The organism is Clostridium beijerinckii (genome assembly GCF_018223745.1).
Classification (GTDB): Bacteria; Bacillota; Clostridia; order Clostridiales; family Clostridiaceae; genus Clostridium; species Clostridium beijerinckii.
Map to the genome: position 1 here is coordinate 4,802,953 of NZ_CP073653.1, position 18,331 is coordinate 4,821,283.

General features: G+C 30.1%; 18 protein-coding genes. All 18 read right to left on the reverse strand.

Features of this window, described 5'->3' with window-relative positions:
* Positions 1-112: 112 nt before the first annotated feature.
* The gene (locus KEC93_RS26970; RefSeq protein WP_077868046.1) at positions 113-1,825 is read right to left on the reverse strand and encodes a flagellin N-terminal helical domain-containing protein; all 1,713 of its coding nucleotides are present in this window, start codon (positions 1,823-1,825) and stop codon (positions 113-115) included.
* A gap of 346 nt (positions 1,826-2,171) precedes the next feature.
* Positions 2,172-3,113 (reverse strand): IS982 family transposase, encoded by a 942-nt coding sequence (locus KEC93_RS21700; RefSeq protein ID WP_077868045.1) that lies wholly within the window; start codon positions 3,111-3,113, stop codon positions 2,172-2,174.
* Between the two features lie 119 nt (positions 3,114-3,232).
* Positions 3,233-3,580: a hypothetical protein gene (locus KEC93_RS21705; RefSeq protein WP_139357389.1), complete on the reverse strand. Its 348-nt coding sequence runs from the start codon at positions 3,578-3,580 to the stop codon at positions 3,233-3,235.
* Positions 3,581-3,643: 63 nt separating this feature from the next.
* Complete coding sequence (gene fliD / locus KEC93_RS21710; protein ID WP_077868043.1) at positions 3,644-5,704, reverse strand: flagellar filament capping protein FliD; 2,061 nt, start codon at positions 5,702-5,704, stop codon at positions 3,644-3,646.
* Positions 5,705-5,721: 17 nt separating this feature from the next.
* Entirely contained in the window at positions 5,722-6,096 is a 375-nt protein-coding gene (gene fliS / locus KEC93_RS21715; RefSeq protein WP_077868042.1) for a flagellar export chaperone FliS, read from the reverse strand.
* Between the two features lie 11 nt (positions 6,097-6,107).
* Entirely contained in the window at positions 6,108-6,392 is a 285-nt protein-coding gene (locus KEC93_RS21720; protein ID WP_077868041.1) for a hypothetical protein, read from the reverse strand.
* Between the two features lie 33 nt (positions 6,393-6,425).
* The gene (locus tag KEC93_RS21725; RefSeq protein WP_077868040.1) at positions 6,426-6,812 is read right to left on the reverse strand and encodes a flagellar protein FlaG; all 387 of its coding nucleotides are present in this window, start codon (positions 6,810-6,812) and stop codon (positions 6,426-6,428) included.
* Positions 6,813-6,849: 37 nt separating this feature from the next.
* Positions 6,850-7,068, reverse strand: coding sequence for a carbon storage regulator CsrA (csrA, locus tag KEC93_RS21730; protein ID WP_077868039.1), 219 nt, complete (start codon positions 7,066-7,068; stop codon positions 6,850-6,852).
* An 11-nt stretch (positions 7,069-7,079) separates the two neighbouring features.
* On the reverse strand, positions 7,080-7,499 hold the full coding sequence (fliW, locus tag KEC93_RS21735) for a flagellar assembly protein FliW (protein WP_077868038.1): 420 nt from the start codon (positions 7,497-7,499) through the stop codon (positions 7,080-7,082).
* A 16-nt stretch (positions 7,500-7,515) separates the two neighbouring features.
* Positions 7,516-8,763: a flagellar hook-associated protein FlgL gene (flgL, locus tag KEC93_RS21740; protein ID WP_077868037.1), complete on the reverse strand. Its 1,248-nt coding sequence runs from the start codon at positions 8,761-8,763 to the stop codon at positions 7,516-7,518.
* A gap of 11 nt (positions 8,764-8,774) precedes the next feature.
* The gene (gene flgK / locus KEC93_RS21745) at positions 8,775-10,742 is read right to left on the reverse strand and encodes a flagellar hook-associated protein FlgK (protein ID WP_077868036.1); all 1,968 of its coding nucleotides are present in this window, start codon (positions 10,740-10,742) and stop codon (positions 8,775-8,777) included.
* Positions 10,743-10,920: 178 nt separating this feature from the next.
* A complete protein-coding gene (gene flgN, locus KEC93_RS21750; protein ID WP_077868035.1) occupies positions 10,921-11,331 on the reverse strand; it encodes a flagellar export chaperone FlgN in 411 nt (136 codons plus the stop codon).
* Positions 11,332-11,333: 2 nt separating this feature from the next.
* Positions 11,334-11,609 carry a flagellar biosynthesis anti-sigma factor FlgM gene (locus KEC93_RS21755; RefSeq protein ID WP_017211301.1) on the reverse strand — a complete coding sequence of 92 codons (276 nt, stop codon included), beginning with the start codon at positions 11,607-11,609 and terminating at the stop codon, positions 11,334-11,336.
* Positions 11,610-11,935: 326 nt separating this feature from the next.
* Positions 11,936-13,630 (reverse strand): AAA family ATPase, encoded by a 1,695-nt coding sequence (locus tag KEC93_RS21760; RefSeq protein WP_077868034.1) that lies wholly within the window; start codon positions 13,628-13,630, stop codon positions 11,936-11,938.
* 169 nt (positions 13,631-13,799) lie between these two features.
* On the reverse strand, positions 13,800-14,645 hold the full coding sequence (locus tag KEC93_RS21765) for a putative phage replisome organizer (RefSeq protein ID WP_077868033.1): 846 nt from the start codon (positions 14,643-14,645) through the stop codon (positions 13,800-13,802).
* Between the two features lie 306 nt (positions 14,646-14,951).
* Positions 14,952-15,254, reverse strand: coding sequence for a hypothetical protein (locus tag KEC93_RS21770; RefSeq protein WP_077868032.1), 303 nt, complete (start codon positions 15,252-15,254; stop codon positions 14,952-14,954).
* An 877-nt stretch (positions 15,255-16,131) separates the two neighbouring features.
* Positions 16,132-17,346: a flagellar motor switch phosphatase FliY gene (fliY, locus tag KEC93_RS21775; protein WP_172462673.1), complete on the reverse strand. Its 1,215-nt coding sequence runs from the start codon at positions 17,344-17,346 to the stop codon at positions 16,132-16,134.
* Positions 17,330-18,328, reverse strand: coding sequence for a flagellar motor switch protein FliM (fliM, locus tag KEC93_RS21780; protein ID WP_023973517.1), 999 nt, complete (start codon positions 18,326-18,328; stop codon positions 17,330-17,332). The genes fliY and fliM overlap by 17 nt, the downstream gene beginning before the upstream one ends.
* Between the last annotated feature and the right edge of the window lie 3 nt (positions 18,329-18,331).

Below are 18,331 nucleotides of genomic sequence, written 5' to 3' on the forward strand. Positions count from 1 at the left end.
CACTTACAAGCAAAACCAATATTACATCCCCACTTAGATATTAGGTAAATTTAAAGGGCCAGAGTTAATTACTCTGACCCTTTATTATTAATTCATAAATTTAAGCTTCTACTTATCTCAATAATTGAAGTACTTGTTGAGGTTGTTGGTTAGCTTGAGCAAGCATTGCTTGTGCAGCTTGGCTAAGAATGTTATTCTTTGAGAATGTTGACATTTCTTTTGCCATATCAACATCTCTTATTCTAGATTCTGCGGAAGTTAAGTTTTCACTTGATGTTCCTAGGTTAGCTATTGTATGCTCTAATCTGTTTTGATATGCGCCAAGAGTTGATCTTTGTCCTGATACAGCTTCAATAGCATTATTTATAACCTTAATTGCTGCTGTTGCAGTGTCATGAGAAGATACATCAAGTGCATATTCTGTTCCAGTACTTGTAGTTCCATCAGTTACATCTTTTGTTGAAACAAATTTAGCGCCCTCAACAACTCCCTGATCGTTTCCAGCAGTAGTTCCTGAAATTTTTAATGCTTTTGATCTCATGTCTTTAATGTCTATCTCAAAACTTTGTCCTTGATTAGCACCTATTTGGAACTTAGCTGAGAAAGTTCCACCCGAAGCTGATGAACCTGGCACAAAATCTCCTAATACAGTATTTAAATTATCTCCTGTAATACTTACATAAGGCTTTTCACCCGTACCTGCCTCTGTAGATGATATATCAGATGTTATAGTAATATGACTAGCTGATATTGCCATAACAGGATGGTCAGTTCCGAAAGTAGCAGTAGATGAAGCATTAAATGCAGTAACTAAGTTACTTAATGATGTCCCAGCAAAAGTAGCTGATATAGTTACGTTCGCTGTTGTTCCATTATTATCTACAGTAAATGTTTTACCAGCCCAGTCAGATGCAGTAATTGTATCTGTACCTGCAACTGTTTTAGATCCTGTGATAACAGCATTTGTTTCTGCTGTTCCTGTTGCAGTAAGATCTACATGGGTACCATTTGTAATTCCTAACACAGCATTCCAAACAGTAGCTGCAGTAACCTCTAGGGTACCTGTTCCAGCAGTTTTATTTGTAAATGACATGACCCCCTCTTCAGAGACATTAATATCTGCTTTTGTTGATAATTTAGTACCATTACTAGTTTGAGCATTATTAAGCAATATAGTCTTTAAATCATCGCTTGTTTTACCACTTGCATTCCATAATACTCCAAACGCATCTCCAGCTAAACTAAATGACGAACCACCTACAGTAAAAGTTACCGCATCTGATGTTCCCGCAAGTGTAGTAATTGTACCAGCTGTTAAATTCAACTTTTCAATGGAAGTAATAGTTGCTCCTTTAGCTGCTATACCACTAGCTTCAGTGCTTGAAGTTTTAACGCCACTCGCTGATGCACCACCATCAAGTAAATTTTGAGTATTGAATTCAGTTGTGTTACCTATTCTGTTTATTTCAGAAGTTAATTGATTCATTTCTTTTTGGATTTCACTTCTATCAACTGATACATTTGTATCATTACCAGATTGAACTGCTAGTTCTCTCATTCTTTGAAGAATACTTTGAGTTTCCCCTAAAGCACCTTCTGCAGTTTGTATCATTGATATACCATCTTGAGAATTAGCTGATGCTTGGTCAAGACCTCTGATTTGTCCTCTCATTTTTTCAGATATAGCTAGTCCTGCTGCATCATCAGCTGCACTATTAATTCTAAGACCTGAAGAAAGTTTTTGCATTGATTTACTTGCATTACCTGAGTTAACATTCATTTGTCTAATAGCATTAGCACCTGCTAAGTTGTGATTAATTATCATAATATATTCCTCCTTGATTTTTAAGTTTTGGACTTCCCTGTCCATTTTAGTTTTTTTATTTATATCAACTCTTAAGAGTTAATAGCTTATAAGCTATATATTTATATATTCGATTTAATTAAATATAACTTTATAGTTTATTTTAAATTTTCAAGTTTTTTTATTATCTTTTTTAACTATACAAAATAATAAATACTTAATCTCATATTTATATATTCGACTATAAATTTTAATACTTTATAGTAATTTAAAATTTTATATACTTAACGCGTTGTGCTAATTTTTGTATTGCAATTATTGTAGTATAAAAATGCGCAAAATATCCTTGAGTAAAATTTAATAAATTTTAACCAAATGCAAGATGTTTAATTTGAGCTATATGAATAGTATTTCCTGTAATTGCATTTAGTACAAATGATATATTATGAGTAAGTATTTTTAGAGTAATTCTCAGCATTAACCCCCACTTTGACTTAGCTAGAACTCTTGCAATATTAAATTGGCCAGCTAATTGAGAAAAACTAGTTTCAACTCTCCGACGCGCTTTTGATAAAGCGTTACGAAGTCGTTTTTCTAGCGGTGTTTTACTATTTTTTCTCTTCAGCGATAAAAACAAGATTTCTTTTTCTTTAGCTAATGATACTTTAAGCTCATTGCCGACGTATCCTTTATCAGCGAGTATCTTTATATTGGTGTTTGTTTGAATGAGTTCGAATACAGCATCTCTATCATCAGTATTAGCAGTCGTTAAAAGAAAATCTGTTATGAAACCATCAGTAGTAATTAAAGCGTGAAGTTTCAATCCAAAATAAGTTTCCTTTTTTGAAGCGCAATAACTATAAGTTGATATGTCCTTGAATAATTTACTAAAGTAGGCTCTTCCGAATTTGCATACTGGGATAGGCATACTGTCAATAATTCTAGTATCATCATCACTAAATATTGCCAGACTTGAAAAGTATCTTTGGATTTCTAAAATTACTTTGTATAAATTTCTTTTGGTTCTGTTAAATCTTGTTCTATCGCAAATATTAGGAAATAAATCTGAATAATTCTTTTTAACAAAATAGAACCAAGCTTTTTCAGAATCAATTGTAAGGGCTTCGCCTACGATACTAATTGTTATTATTTCTGAGTCTGAGAGCTTAGATTCAGAAATATTTCTTCTATTTTTGATGGATTCAGGAATTACTTCATTGTAAACATCATCGATTAACACAAAAGAAACTGTAAAAAAATCTTTTAAATTAGCAATTTTTTCAGTATTATAATAAGTGAACTCTAACATTTTAATCATCTCCTTATTATACTTTTAGTGTTAATTTAATTATAATTGGGATGATTAAATTTTGTTAGAGTTTTCTTTATTAAATTTTAACTAGCACAACGCGTATACTTAATATTTTTTTATAACTCTTTACTTAAAAAGACGGCTTTAGTTTGAAAACTATTATATCCATTCATTCCTACTTTTCTTTTTTGATTTTCTTTTATTTTGTTTAACAACTCATATTTTCTATTCTTCATTTCTTCTTCTAATATCTTATCTATTTTGCCTACATCATGTTCTATATAAAGCTTATTTAATTCTTCTTTTGAGTAATCCAATTCATTTATATTATTCAAAATTAATTGCCTTTGTAAAAAAAGCTCATCTAACTTTTCATAGTTTTCTGCTTTAACTATTTCCATAATAATTAAAGTGATGTTTTTATATTTTTTAAATTGTTCATCTATTTCCAATTCTTCACCCACTTTGTTGTATAAAATTTGACAACAAGTCATCATAAATGCTTGTTGTCAATTATTTTTTATTAATTATGATGTTCCAAGCATCGAGCTAAGCTGACTCTGTTGAGAATTCAACTTATTCATAGCTGTTTCTAATGCCGTAAATTTAGCGTAATATCTGGTTTCAGCATCTGACATTTGAGTCTTAAGCTTGCTGATACTTAAAGTTTTACTATAAACCTGATCAGGTAATGTGTTTTTACTTGCGGATCCTGAAGCGCTATAATCATATTGTTTATTTACAAATATATTCATGCTACCAGATAATGTGTAAGTACCATCTTTACCTAATCCTGGCGTTGCCACATAACTACTAAGTACAGTACTCATTCTCTTAAATAATCCATCTTCCATATATTTTTTTGAGCCAATATAAGCCTCCTCTTGACCTGACGCATTTTTATCTAATGGAGTACTTGATGCTCCACTAAACATTTTTTTAAAATTATCTAAATTGTTAGTAATAACATCTTTTAGTTTTGTTTCATCTGTAATAACAAGCTTACCTCCATCAGTAACATCAGATGAAGTATCAATTCCTATAGCATTAGAACCATATTTTCCTAAACTTAATGGTATTTTTGTATTGACTGTTGAACTACTGTAACTGCTGTACACGGGTGATGAAAATATTCCTCTTAGTTGAGTCATTACACCATTTAAATAGTCATCATTTCTAAGCAATCCAACTTTAGCTTTAGTTTCCCATGCAGTAATTTGACTTTCACTCATACTTGATTTTTGATCATCAGTAAGCGGAGCATAATCAGTATTTTTCTTTTCTGTTAATTTTGTATTAATTGTTGAAATTATAGTATTATAATCTGTTATAAAATTTTTAAAATTAGTAACAACTTGATCTGTATTGGCAGTTACTGTTATATTAGCTGGATCCCCAATATTAGTGTTCGAAATATTATAACTAACTCCATTAATTGTAAATTTATTCGAGCTTTGAGTTGTTGTTGTAGCAGATTTTCCTGGCTCAGTTATTTTTACCATTGCATCTTTACCTGTTGCACTAGCACTCTTGGTATCTACATCTATTTTTATACCTAAATCAGAAATACTATTAACCCCTTCACTTGTATCTTTAATTGTAATACTTGAAGCTGATCCAGTATTTTTTGATTGGAATGAAATTTTTCCAGTAGTATCATCTATATTCATTATAACTGAACCATTTGTTGCACTTTTAACTTTATCCATCAGACTTTGTAATGTATCTGAGCTTGTTGCTGTAATAGCTATCGGCTTAGCTATTGTTGTTGAATCATACGATAATTCAAAACTTATACCCTTACTATCATTAATTCCTAAATCCGATAATTTTGAAGTTGCTGAAATATTCCCACCGATACTTTGTCCTGCTCCTAATTTAGTACTGTCACTTGATTTAGTAATATCAGATATGCTCGCTGACTTTCCACTTGTGTTAGTAAATTTTATATAAGTTAATCCGTCATTTACATAAGAGGCGGTAATTCCACTTAACCCTTTTGATGCCATTTGACTATTTATATCAGAAACAACTTCATCTAAAACAGTACCATTGGAATTACTACTAGTTATAGTTCCTAATGTTATATCAGTTGCTTTTCCATCTATTGTTAATGTAAATTTAGCTCCGCTCCAATCAGAAATAGTAGTAGAGTTAGAAACTTCTACCATAGAGTTTTTTGAAGTTCCAGTAATCTTTGCCTGTTCCGCCAATTGACTTACTTCTATTGAATAAGTTCCTGCTTTAGCTGTTGAATCTGTCGTTGCTGACACCACTGAACTTGTATCACTTGTGGCTGTATTAATATTCATGGCACTATCACCAAGAATATACTTGCTTGAAAGTGGATCAAAATATTCTTGAAGGCCTTTCACACCTTTTATAATATCTCTATAACTCTCCTGTTTCCATTGTAATATTTGTTTCGCCTGATTCTCTTTATCTATCTTAGTTTGATAGTTTGAAACCATAGATTTAACCACAGAATCTGTATCAATACCACTTGCCATACCTGATATTCTCAATAAATTTTTGCTTGAAGTACTGCTGCTTGAACTAGTACTACTACTTGGATAAATACTTGTCATATTATATCACCTCTTATTTATTTTTTAGCTCTCTTATACGCTTCTTTCCATGTCTCATTAATATCTTCTATAAGTGGAAGAATTTCATCTATTATTTCTAATTTTTTAGTCATATTAGCCTCAATCAATCTATCTTTAATAAAAGTATATACTCTCAATAACTGAACTGCCCACTCACCTGCACTTGTATCTAAACTAACCATGAGTTCTGAGAATATATCCTGAGTTTTTACTAGTGCATCATGTGCTTTTTTTACATCTCTATCTACTATAGCTTGTCTAGCTATTTTACAAAATTTAACTGCACCTTCAGTTAACATTAATAATAATTGTTCTTTTGATGCATAATTTACGGAATTATTTTTATATACATTATATCCATTAGAATACATGGTAACTCCTCCTATTTTCTTGTATCTAAACTTCTACCTTTGGAATTATCTTCATTTATATTTTCTATTTTTTCTGCTTTAATATCTATATTTTTATGTTTATCCTTTACTCCGTCTATTGTTATATATCTATTTTTTATTTCTTCATCGTTTAATTTTTGCGTTTCTTGATGTGGTTCATCTTTTATATCTTTTTTTATGCTTATGTTCTTACCTGAATGCACTTTATCTTCCTTGATTTCTTCTTGCATTTTTTTTCTAATATCCGTATCAATTTTATTTAATTTAAATTCCAAATAAATATTTTCTCCTTTAAATTTTATATTGAATTAAGCTTTCTTATCTAACAAACCTACCTGCCTCAACATACTAGCTACCATATCCAAAATCTTTTTCGGTGGAATTTCTAATACAACTTCCTTAGTATTTTCATCTATTACTTTTACCATCATTGTCTTCATTTCTTCGTTATAAGTATATTCTGCGTGAGTTTTATCATCTTTTAAAAAGTTATTTATTTTCTTCACTGCATCATCTAGATCTTTTTTGCTATATTCTTGATTTTTAGCATTATTCTCTTCTGAAGATTGAGTTTCAACTTTTTGAACTTGGGTAATCGATACCCCTGTATTAGCATTAGTATATTGGGATACATCTGGATTTACATTGTATGAATTTGTATTAATTGTGCTTTGTCCTATGTTATTAACTTCCATGTTAATCCTGCCTCCTTGTTATTTATGACTTTAATATTTATTTTTTATTTATATCCTTTAAAATGCTGATATCAAATTTCGTTGCTTCCTTATTTTCCTTCTCTACTTCGTCATATAATTCTTTTCTGAGTATTGATATATCTTTGGGAGCTTTTATTCCAATTTTTACGCTTCCATCATCAATCTTACTTATAACAATTTCTATATCATCTCCAATCATAAGAGATTCACCTTTTTTTCTAGTTATAATTAGCATAACTTACCTCCCTAAATTAAAGGATTCTTAACTTTGTATTTAGTATTATCTAGTATTATTTGTTCCCCTAAATTATTAGAAGTATTTATAACTATAGGTCCTTGTAGATTGGTAGTGATTTTTCTTACATCTGAATTTATCGTTACTGTAGTAATAATATTTACTTGCTTTGGAGAATCTATTTTCAAATTTTTAATAGTTTCTTCGCTTAACTTAATTTCATAATCTTTAAAGAATTCATATGGTGAAGTAACAATGAGTGCAATTTCGCCATCTTCTAATGATAACAACAATTTAAATGGATAGTATTCCTCTAAATCAATAAGAATAAACTTTCTTAATTCGTTAAAGCCCGGAAGCCCTTTATTAAAGGTAATTATATTATCTTTTTCATATTCAATTTCACCATGAATTTTTGAAATAAATTTCATACTGCTGTTCTCCTAACTATAAGTAACTTAATATTGTCATCGGTAATATCTTAGCACTAGTCTGCAGTGCAGCTGTATATACTGTCTGCATCATTGAATATTCCATGGTCTTATCCGCAAAATCTATATCTTCTGTCTTAGATAAAATATCTGTCATATTATAATTTTGTGTTTCATTATTTGATTGAGCTGAATCCATTCTGTTTTGCATAGTTCCAACTTCTGATCTCTTTTGCAATAAATTAGCAGTGACAGATTGTATGTCAGTTAAATTACCAGTAATTAAATTACTAGAATCTCCTGACGATCCCAAATTATTGATTATGTCTGATAGCAGATTAGAAACGTTTATACTCTTTCCATTTTTATCTTTAAACTCTAACACATCGACAGCTGTTTTATTGTATATGCTTTTAACACCTTGTGATATATCAACCTCTAAACTTGAGCTAATTTGATCCAGTGCACTATATGAAGATACTGCTTCTTTAGCGTCATTAGAATTAAAATTTGGAGCTAGCGCAGTTGTGAATAATGATTCTAAAGTTTCGGGAGTATTTGAAGGTGGCGTTACAGTTCCAACTTTAGTAAGATCGATTGTCGGCGATGGAGTCACTTGCGTTGCAGGAGTGTTAGTATAATCCTTAACCATTACTGTTATATTACTCCCTGATTTATCAATGCCTTCAATTTTCATATTATTTGAAGGTTTAATACTACTTACAATCGGGTTAGTAGATAAATCTATGCTCATACCAGTACTTGTTTTAGCTATTCCATTTCCATTCTTATCAGCATATTCCAGCTTACCATCCACCACTGTAGTCGGCTTAGAACTAGTTTTTGTCCCTCCAAATATATAAGAACCATCAAAACTGGTATTTAAAACTTGAGATAATTCATTAACTTTTTCCTTAATTTCATCTTGAATAGCTGATTTTTCATCATCTCCATAAGTCCCATTTCCAGAATTCACAAGCAAAGTTTCTATCCTTCCGAAAATATTCCCCATTTGTGATAATGCTGTGTCTGTTGTATCAAGCCAATTTGATGTATCTTTAATATTCTCATCATATTGCTTATTGTAAGATATTTCTGCATTTAACTGCATACTTCTTGATGCTACATATGGATTATCTGATGCTTTATTTATTTCTTTTCCTGACGCTAATTGATTTTGCAACGCTTGCATATTATTCATATTTCTTTTCATATTTTTCAAATAATTGCTGCTTAGCATGCTATTTGTTATTCTAAACGACATCTAAATACCTCCTATCTCTTTAATCCGTTTATTACCACATCTAATAACTCGTCTATTGTTGATATCATCTTTGCATTTGCTTGATAAGCATGTTGAAATTGTATTAAATTAGTCATTTCTTCATCAAGAGATACTCCTGAAACTGATGCTTTCTGATCTTCCAAGTTCGATAATACCGCCTCCTGATTATCAACCTGCCTGCTAGCCTCTTGAGTAGTTGTCGCAAGATTATTTATTATAGTTTTATAGTAGCTATCTACTGTTGATCCGTTTGTTCCAGCATTTAAATTTAGACAAGTACTATCTGAAAAGCCTGTTCCAGATGTATCATCTATTCCCATCTCCTCCAGAAATTTCTTTCTAGTCATTGTATTTAAATCTTCTGTAGATTTTACGTTACTTAAATTCATCTTCATCGAGTTAAGATTTGCTATTGCATTGGCTCTCTTTCCATCCCCTACTCCACTGGTTGAAGTTGTATTACAATTTAGCAAAGTAGGATCTTTTACTAAAGCATCATTCACTTTTATAGTAGCCGCTGTAATTCCTGTATCTGTTGCTGTATTTCCCGCATTTGTGAAAATTAAATTTTTAGATAACCCCTGTGAAAGAGTAGTAGCATCTGCATCAATATTTCCAGTTTGAATTGCATTAACGGAATAAGCTAGACCTGCTGCAAGTCTGTCCAAACTATCCATATATCCTTGTATAGTTTGCTGCACTGATTGGTTTGCAGCTATTTCCCCTCTTATATGATTATCATCTACATTATTAACTCCACTTTCGCTATCATATTTATAAGTTTGAAAAACGCCACCCTTCAATTGTGTATCGGTTGCCGGTGGTGTTGATTTTACTAATGTAGTATATGTTGTTGATCCATCTGTATTTTTTATAGCTGTTACATTTGTAACTGTTGTCACACCATTTACTGTTGACGTTGTTGTTCCAACTGTAGGCGCAGGGTTTGGATCTTTAGCTGTAGTTTTAGTCATTCCCACTGCATTTCCATCTTTATCTGCAATTAAAACTCTATTTTGCATCAAATTATCTGCTAAATCTTTAGCTTTACTAGGATCTGTTGATATTTTAAATGACTTAGTTGGAGAATTTTCATTTCCTAAAGGATAATACTCTACTGTAACCTCTCCAGTGAAATTTCCAGATGCATCTTTTGTGGCTACTGCACTCTTAACATACGAAAGCCTAGAATAGTCTGTATCATTTGGATCTGATTTTACTAAAGCCGCATCCGGATACTCTGTTGACGAAAGATTTATAGTATCGAGGCTATCTCTATCAACTTTTATTCCAAATTTATAGCTTAATTGATCTAAAAGATTATCTCTTTTATCCATTAAATCATTCGCTGTTTGTCCAACTGAAGAAATACTTCTTATCTGCTTATTTAGTTCATTTATTTGATCAAGATAGCTATTTACATCAGTAATATTAGTTTGAATAAGTGCTTGACTATCTTCTTGAGACTTTTTTAATTGATTGTAAGTATAATTTAATGCATCTGCAAGTGCTGAAGCATCTTTAATAGCTACCGTTTTAACATCAGATTTATCTGGACTTTTAGATACTTCCTGAAATGCATTAAAAAATTGATTTGTAAGTTCTTGAATTCCTGTGTCAGATGGTTCCCCAAATACATCTTCAACTTTAGATAAGGTCTCACTTGCCTGTGTATAATATCCTGATGTTCCTGACTCGCTTCTAACTTGATAATCAATAAAATAATCTCTGATTCTTTGTATTGATGTAATTTCAGCACCTGTTCCAACTTGTCCAACGCCTGCTGTATCAAATCTCGACATTCCACCAAATGGTTTTGTTGTCTCAGCTACAGCCCTCTGTCTTGAAAACCCTGTAGTATTTGCATTTGCTATATTATGAGATGTTGTATTTATATTTCCTTGCTGAACATTTAACCCTCTTTTAGCAATAGTAAACGTATCAAATAGTCCTGCCATGTATTTCTTTCCTACCTTTCAATAATACCAACTTCCATGTTTTATATATTGTAACATCCTTATTATTTTTCACTTATAAGCTATTAGTATAGAAATAATCCATTTAAAAATTTGTGATTGCTGCTTTTACAACATTTATTAAATTGCCAAAAGTTTATGTGCAATCCAAATGTTTAATCTATCTAGATAAATTTCCATATGAGTTATATGTCTTTATTTCTCTTCTCGGATTTATTATTTCTAACATTTTATTATTAAATATTATTTGTTGCTTTAATAACATATCATTTGTTTCTTTTTGAGAAATAACTGAATTTAATGTTCTTTTTATCTTATTGTAGTTTTCTCTTAATTCATCATTATTTGAATTATTCACAACTTCTACTATCCCATTATCTCCAAGTATATTTCTTCTCTCTATCTCTTGTTTTGCAATCTTCTTACCGCATTCATTAATCTTATCAACTAATCCCTCTAAACCAAATACATCTTTACTCATTATCATTTTATATTGAGTTTCTAACAATTCTAAAAGTCTTTGTAATTCTTCCTCTTGGCTTTGTATTAATGTAATAAGTTCATTTATCATACTTATGCCTTACTCTCCTTCATTGCATTTAACATACTTTTTGCAGTTAATCTTGCATCAACATTGTATGTCCCACTATCTATTTTATTTTTAATATCAGCTATTTTTTTTGCATTTTGTATATTACTATCTAATGAGTAGCCTTTAAGGCTTTTTCCTAGTTCTGAAATTTCAATTCTATCTACATCATTAGTTTTCTTTGTCTTTTCTACTGCTTTACTGCTATTTGAGTTATACGCATTTATATATGTCGATCTACTTATTCTATCAATACTCATAATACATTTCTCCATTTCTTAGGCTCCTGAAAGAAAATAACACTTGTTATTTTTTAATTGCGCCTTACTACTTCATTAATATACTTATCGTACTTTTCTTTTATAAGTTTATAGAAAAGTCAATAAAAAATAATTTGTGCAACTATTTTAAGAAAATAATTAGATATGAAAAAAGCTCAGTGTTATATAACACTAAGCGAATCTTAGATTTTTTTCTACCATCTCCAAATATATTCTACTGCTAATTTAAAAATCATCCTAAATATCTTCAAATTATTAACTTATCATTTATCTATATAAATTCTCTTATTTTAGCTTTCACCTTGTCAATAATCCAAATTCTCTCCTTGAGTAACTCTAACCTCTTTTCCTTTAAATACAATAGCAAGCTTTATTATATTCTTTACTTCTTTTTGGAACAATTCCTGAGCATAATTTTTTTCTTCTATTTGCCTTAAAGCTTCTTTGGTTGCTTCTTCTATAGTATCATCCAAGAAATAATCGATTTTTTTAAATTCAATTATAATTCCTATTTTTGAAATATCTTTTGGAATTATCATAACGTCATACCTGCCATATCCACTTTCTTTATTTGACTTTACTTCATACTCATTTGAAAGAGACACAAGCATTCCAAGAACAAAAGCATGATAAACTCTTTCTGGCTCTTTACCGGATATATCAAAATAACTCAAGTTATTTATCACAAATTCTTTAAATAATCCCGCAAAAATTTTTATATTACCAGTTATCAAGGTATTTAACATTAACTCATATTTCTGATTTGTTAAAGCTTCTTTAAACCATTTCTCAATCAAGTTTCTATAAAAAATTAGAACTTCTTTATTGGGAATTTTAAGCTCACAATTTAAAATTCCTTCTATATTTTCAGTTTTTACCGCTTTTAAATACCCACTCATCAATAAAAAACTCCAAATATTCTCATTTGAATCCTCGACCTCTGCCATTACTATACTGTCATCAATCTTTTTATTTATTGAATTCCCTTCTATGAGTTCTTCAAGTTCAAGCTTTATATTATTATCACCTTTTAGCAATAATCTTTTAATTAGATCATTGCTACTGCTATTAATCCAATAAGGCATAAAGCCTTCTCTAGTATTTTTTAAATAATTTAAAACAGACCATGGATTATATATAACTTCTCCACCAAAAATATAGCCGTTATACCATTTTTTTATATTCTGCATATCATCTTCACATTTATAATAACTTAGCAATTCTCTAATTTCATTTTTAGTAAAGCCGAATTTGTCGTTAAAAGTTTTTCTTAAAAGAGTATTTACTTCTAAATTATTTAAGCCTGAAAAAATGCTTTCTTTTACAACCCTAAGTATTCCTGTTATCAATGATTTTTCAACATATGGATTATCTTTAAGGGCTGATGTTAGTAAATTTCTAATTAAAACAATCATATTATCGTAAAACCCACGCAAATATGCCTCTTGGATTGGTACATCATATTCATCTATGAATAGCATTACTTTTTTTCCATAATGTTTATTCATATACATCATCAAATTACTTATAGCTTCCGAAAAAATTCCAACTGGTGCCTTTCTGGATATTATCTCTTTAAAATCCGCTTTATCAAACTCTGATAAATTATTACTTTCTAATAAATACTCATGTTCCTTATACAAATTAGATAGCAGCATTTGAATTCCAATTTTAAAGTCATCATAAGACAAATGTTTTTGATTTTTAAATGTAATAAAAATTACTGGATATTCTCCTTGAAGCTTCATTATTTCTTTTTCATTCTCTATTTTTAAGTCCTTAAACAGATCTTTAGTTTCATTCTTAGTTCTTATATCAAAAAAATATCTCAGCATACTTAAATTTAAAGTTTTACCAAAGCGCCTTGGCCTTGGAGTTAATATTATATCAGCACTATTTTCTATGAATTCTTTTATTAATAAGCTTTTATCTACGAAATAATTTTTTCCTTCTATTAGCTTTTTAAAATCAGATGTTCCTATTTGTATAGTTTTTCTCACTTAAACCACCTTCTCCTTCCTTTCAATTTTTTATACCTTATTTAATTTTATATTCACTATTTATAACTTTTAAATTATAATAAGTTTCGTTTAATATTTTGTAAGTATTCTAAATTGTTTTTTAGAGCACCTTAATGTAATTATATATTATTATAGACATTTTCACTAATTAAAATGACATTTCAAATATTACTTTTTCTCCCTCCTTAGGAATCATCTCGTCTTCAGTTAACCAACAGAATATCTCTTTTTCTTCTTCAGCTACATTACTAAATTCATCATTTTCATTAGTTTCAACGATATCATCTCTAATTTTCTTCTTCCTTGCTCTTTTATTCTTTTTATCTGTATTTTGACTTTTCTTCATTTCTAAAATTACAGGAGAATTGTTATGTTGACTAATATTATTTTTCTCGTCTTTATCTTGGTTTTTTCTTATATTATTTTCATTATTAACTCCATTATAAACATCAACCTTTTCTTCTTTAAACATTACACCCTTATTTAAACTTTCTGGAGTTTCAATATCTCTATCTATTTTACTATTTCTTAAGTTTTCCGCAATTTCACTATTGCTTTCTATTTCAATACCATTTATATTTTTTAACTCCTCCTCAGTAGCTTCTATTTTACTACTTTTCGAATGGCCAATCTCACTATCTTTTTTCACAATTTCATTTTTTTCTTTAACTTTAATATTTTGATGCTTTACGAAATTTTTCACCTTGTATATATTATTATCTATGATTTCAATCATTTCCAAATTCATTAGCACATCTAATGCTGCTTTTATTTCTTCGATATCTCTATTAAATTCTATTGATAAAGTCTCTATTGTGTATGGAATATTTCTTGACATATATAATTCTCCCTCTTGATTTACCTTTCCAGCCAAGACAACCATCCTGTTCCAAACATAATGAATAAGATCTCTATTAGTCATCCTATCTATTATTTTAAATTTTGTGTCCTCATACATATCAACTCTAAATTTAACATACTTTCTTTCTCTCATATATACCGCTTCCCTTCATAATTTATATACCACAACAAGTTAATTCACAAAAATGTTATTATATGCAGAAAAGTTCCACATTGCAGCATAGCTGCTCTTTTCAGTAGTGCATAGCTACTCTTTTTATAAGTGTATATTTATCCTTCTAATTAATATATACGCAAAAAAAGAAATATATAAAGGGTTCTAACAAAATTTTTTTATTAAATTATAATTTTATAATTGGGTTACGGGTAATTATTCAAACGCAAAAAAAAGCTCAGTGCCATATAACACTAAGCAGATTTAATTTTTTAAATCACACTATTATTTAATTGCTTTTATTTTAGCTATATCATACCAATTTTTAGATGTTATCATTTCAACACTATTAAGATCATGCTTTATGCTTGTTATATCTTCCGCAGTTCTTTCCACTTGTTCATGTGTTGATTCTAATTTCTTCTCAATTCTCTCTTGACCTTCTTTTAGCTCTCTAACATCTTGTTTAAGTACCTTAACATCTTCTTCGATTCCACTAATTTTAGTTTCTATCCCAATAATTTTATTTTCCATTGATGTAAATCTTAGTTCAAGCCTTTCAAGGATATCTAAAACTTTATCCTCCACTTTCTCACCTCACATATTTATTAGTAAGTAAATTAATTATATCATAATTTTATATTAGTTCTACTATTATTTTTAATGTATACATATTGCAAAAAGTCCAAAAATAATCTTTCATCATAATTCAAAAATATTTAAAAATTTTAGTCGTAATTGTGAATTGCAACATATGGATATTCAAATCAAACGATATACTTATACTTTAATTTTTGTGAATTATACTAGAAATTAGATACATGTTTGTGAAAGCGGCATTTGAAATTGAGTTATGATAGTTATTGGTTGAAGGTTGTTCCATTTTTTGCTTGTCCTAAACTTGTTTTTGGAGCATGCTGAAATGGGTTCAACCTTCCACTTAGATCTATCCATCGAAAATTTCATTAGTCCACCGGAACAGATTTGTATCTAATTTCGTTTTTTCCGCATATGTTTAATTTTCAAAGTATAGATAAAACAATCATAAACTATACTTAAACTATTAAATATTTTTCAATCAGAAATGAGTAATATACTTTTGTGGAATGTTTCATTGGTAATTGTGATGGATGTGATTCTTAATTGAAATTCCAAATCTATGATTTGGTCAATTGAAATTACTCAGTGAACGAAGTGAGTCGAGTTTCCTTTGAACTGTTCCAAATGTGCTCGTTCAAAAAGTGAGAATCGAAATTTTATATTTCGTTCTTCGAACTTTCTCTGTGAGCGCTTGTTCTTTGAGGCTAGCACTTTGGGTGCAACTTTATAGCCTTAGAATCACCCATCACAATTACCTAGAAACTGGAACAAAAGTATGTTATTCATTTCGGCGAGCTATATGCATAATTTTAGGTCTTAGTTGGTTTATCTATATCCAAAAATAAAAACTCCCTCTCGGGAGTTTTTATTTTAGTCTCTTTATTCTTTCAACACTACTTACTATATTAGTTATTCTTATTCCAAAGTTTTCATCAACTACAACAACTTCACCTAAAGCTATTTGTTTTCCATTAACTAATATTTCAACTGGTTCTTCTGCAAGTTTATCTAACTCTATTAAAGAACCTGTTCCTAAATTTAAGATATCCTGTATACTTTTCTTTGTTCTTCCTAGAACTACGGATATATCTAAAGGAACATCTAATATTAAGTCAATATTCTTTATTGGCGGAACGCTATTTTGCGGTACTAATGGTTCAAACGTTGCCGCATGAACTTCTACCGGCTGTTGCATTCTTGGCTGCTCATATTGTGGTTGTTGGTATTGCTGCTGATATTGAGGTTCTGGTTGATATTGTTGTTGTGGCTGCTGTTGAACAGGCGCTGGCTGTTCGTATATTTCCTTATTTACAATTGTATCTTTTTTATTGTCTTTTGCTGGTTCTGATGCTGCCACTTCTTTTGCCTTATCTTCTCCAGTCATTATTGCAACAATATTTTTAGCTGTCTCTATTGGAAATATTTGCATTATATTACTATCTACAATGTCTCCAATAGTCATTCTAAATGACACTCTTACTATTGGTTGATCTTCTGGTATTGCATCAGAAATCGGTATAGATCCATCAACCACAACCTTAGCTGATGGTGGTGATATATCTACTTTTCTTCCAAACATAGTAGCCATAGATGTAGCCGCAGATCCTATCATTTGATTCATAGCTTCTGAAACTGCACTAATCTCTATTTCAGATAACTCATGAGTCTCAGTTACATTTCCATCTCCGCCCATCATAAGGTTAGATATAACCAAGCCATCTAATGTCTTTATGATTAAAATATTTCTTCCTATTATTCCCGCTACATATTCAATATCCAATACAATATTCGGTGTTTCAAAACCTTCTTTTATTTCCTTCAAGGTAGTTACACTAACTACTGGAGTAGTTATGTTAACTTGTTGATTTATAAGCTGATATAAGGCAGTTGAAGCTGATCCCATAGAAATATTTCCGATCTCTCCAAGCAGATCCTTATCAATATCAGTTATAACTCCAGTATCTATTTTATTATCATCAGCTGATGCATCTGCACTTTCAGCTTCAGTAGAAGCTAAATCTTCACCTGCTAATAACGCATTTATTTCTTCTTGCGATAAAAAGTTATTGCCCATACCCATTCACTTCCTTATCCGTTATATCTAAAATCATAACACCTGCATTTTTTCCTACTACACCCGGCTTAGCATAATAACATTCTTCATTACCTACATATACTTTTATTGGTGATGAACTTTTATTATCAAGTTTAATTACATCACCTACTGTTAGTTTCAAGAAATCATCTACTGTTATATTAGCAGTTCCAAGTTCTGCTACAATTTCAACATCAACTTTATTGATTCCTTTTTCTATTTTTTCTCTCGATTCAGCGATCGAAGCCTCATTATCATTCTTAAATGCATATTGTACCACTAATTTATCTAGTATTTTCTCTACGCTTAAATAAGGAAGACACATATTAATAAATGTGCTTCTCTTATTCATTTCTACTGAAAATGTTATTAATGCCACAGGATCATTAGGTGCTAGTGTTTGATTGATTGCCGGATTAGTTTCAATTGCTTCTACTTCTGGCTCAACTTCTATTACCGAATCCCATGCTAACTTTAAATTGCTTATCATTCCGGTAGTTACTTGTCGCATTATATTCTTGTCTATATCTGTAAATTCTTTTGTTTCAGCTTTTCTATTTCCCTTTCCCCCAAGTAAAACATCTATTACTTGAAGAGAAAATTGAGGATTAGTTTCGAATATTATTGTCCCTGATAATGGAGCCATTTTAAATATTGTAATAATGGTAGGGTTTTGCACAGAGTGAATAAATTCCTCATATGTTATCTGCTCTACAGATTCTATCTTCACCTTAACATTTTGCCTAGTTTGACCTGTTAAGTAGTTGGAAATAATTCTCGCATAATTATCATGAACTAATTCAAGTGTCCTTATATGCTCTTTTGAAAATTTTTGAGGACTCCTAAAATCATAAACCTTAACTTTATGTTTTTCTTCATCTTTACCAACATCTTCTGACTCTATTTCACCTGTAGATAAGGCAGATAATAAGGCATCTATTTCACTTTGCGATAAGACATCTGCCATATT

Bases quoted from the DNA above. Each gene is read 5' to 3' on its own strand.
- KEC93_RS26970 (WP_077868046.1), bottom strand. From the start codon at position 1,825: ATGATAATTAATCACAACTTAGCAGGTGCTAATGCTATTAGACAAATG.
- KEC93_RS21700 (WP_077868045.1), bottom strand. From the start codon at position 3,113: ATGTTAGAGTTCACTTATTATAATACTGAAAAAATTGCTAATTTAAAA.
- fliD (WP_077868043.1), bottom strand. From the start codon at position 5,704: ATGACAAGTATTTATCCAAGTAGTAGTACTAGTTCAAGCAGCAGTACT.
- fliS (WP_077868042.1), bottom strand. From the start codon at position 6,096: ATGTATTCTAATGGATATAATGTATATAAAAATAATTCCGTAAATTAT.
- KEC93_RS21725 (WP_077868040.1), bottom strand. From the start codon at position 6,812: ATGGAAGTTAATAACATAGGACAAAGCACAATTAATACAAATTCATAC.
- csrA (WP_077868039.1), bottom strand. From the start codon at position 7,068: ATGCTAATTATAACTAGAAAAAAAGGTGAATCTCTTATGATTGGAGAT.
- fliW (WP_077868038.1), bottom strand. From the start codon at position 7,499: ATGAAATTTATTTCAAAAATTCATGGTGAAATTGAATATGAAAAAGAT.
- flgL (WP_077868037.1), bottom strand. From the start codon at position 8,763: ATGTCGTTTAGAATAACAAATAGCATGCTAAGCAGCAATTATTTGAAA.
- flgK (WP_077868036.1), bottom strand. From the start codon at position 10,742: ATGGCAGGACTATTTGATACGTTTACTATTGCTAAAAGAGGGTTAAAT.
- flgN (WP_077868035.1), bottom strand. From the start codon at position 11,331: ATGATAAATGAACTTATTACATTAATACAAAGCCAAGAGGAAGAATTA.
- KEC93_RS21755 (WP_017211301.1), bottom strand. From the start codon at position 11,609: ATGAGTATTGATAGAATAAGTAGATCGACATATATAAATGCGTATAAC.
- KEC93_RS21765 (WP_077868033.1), bottom strand. From the start codon at position 14,645: ATGAGAGAAAGAAAGTATGTTAAATTTAGAGTTGATATGTATGAGGAC.
- fliY (WP_172462673.1), bottom strand. From the start codon at position 17,346: ATGGGTATGGGCAATAACTTTTTATCGCAAGAAGAAATAAATGCGTTA.
- fliM (WP_023973517.1), bottom strand. From the start codon at position 18,328: ATGGCAGATGTCTTATCGCAAAGTGAAATAGATGCCTTATTATCTGCC.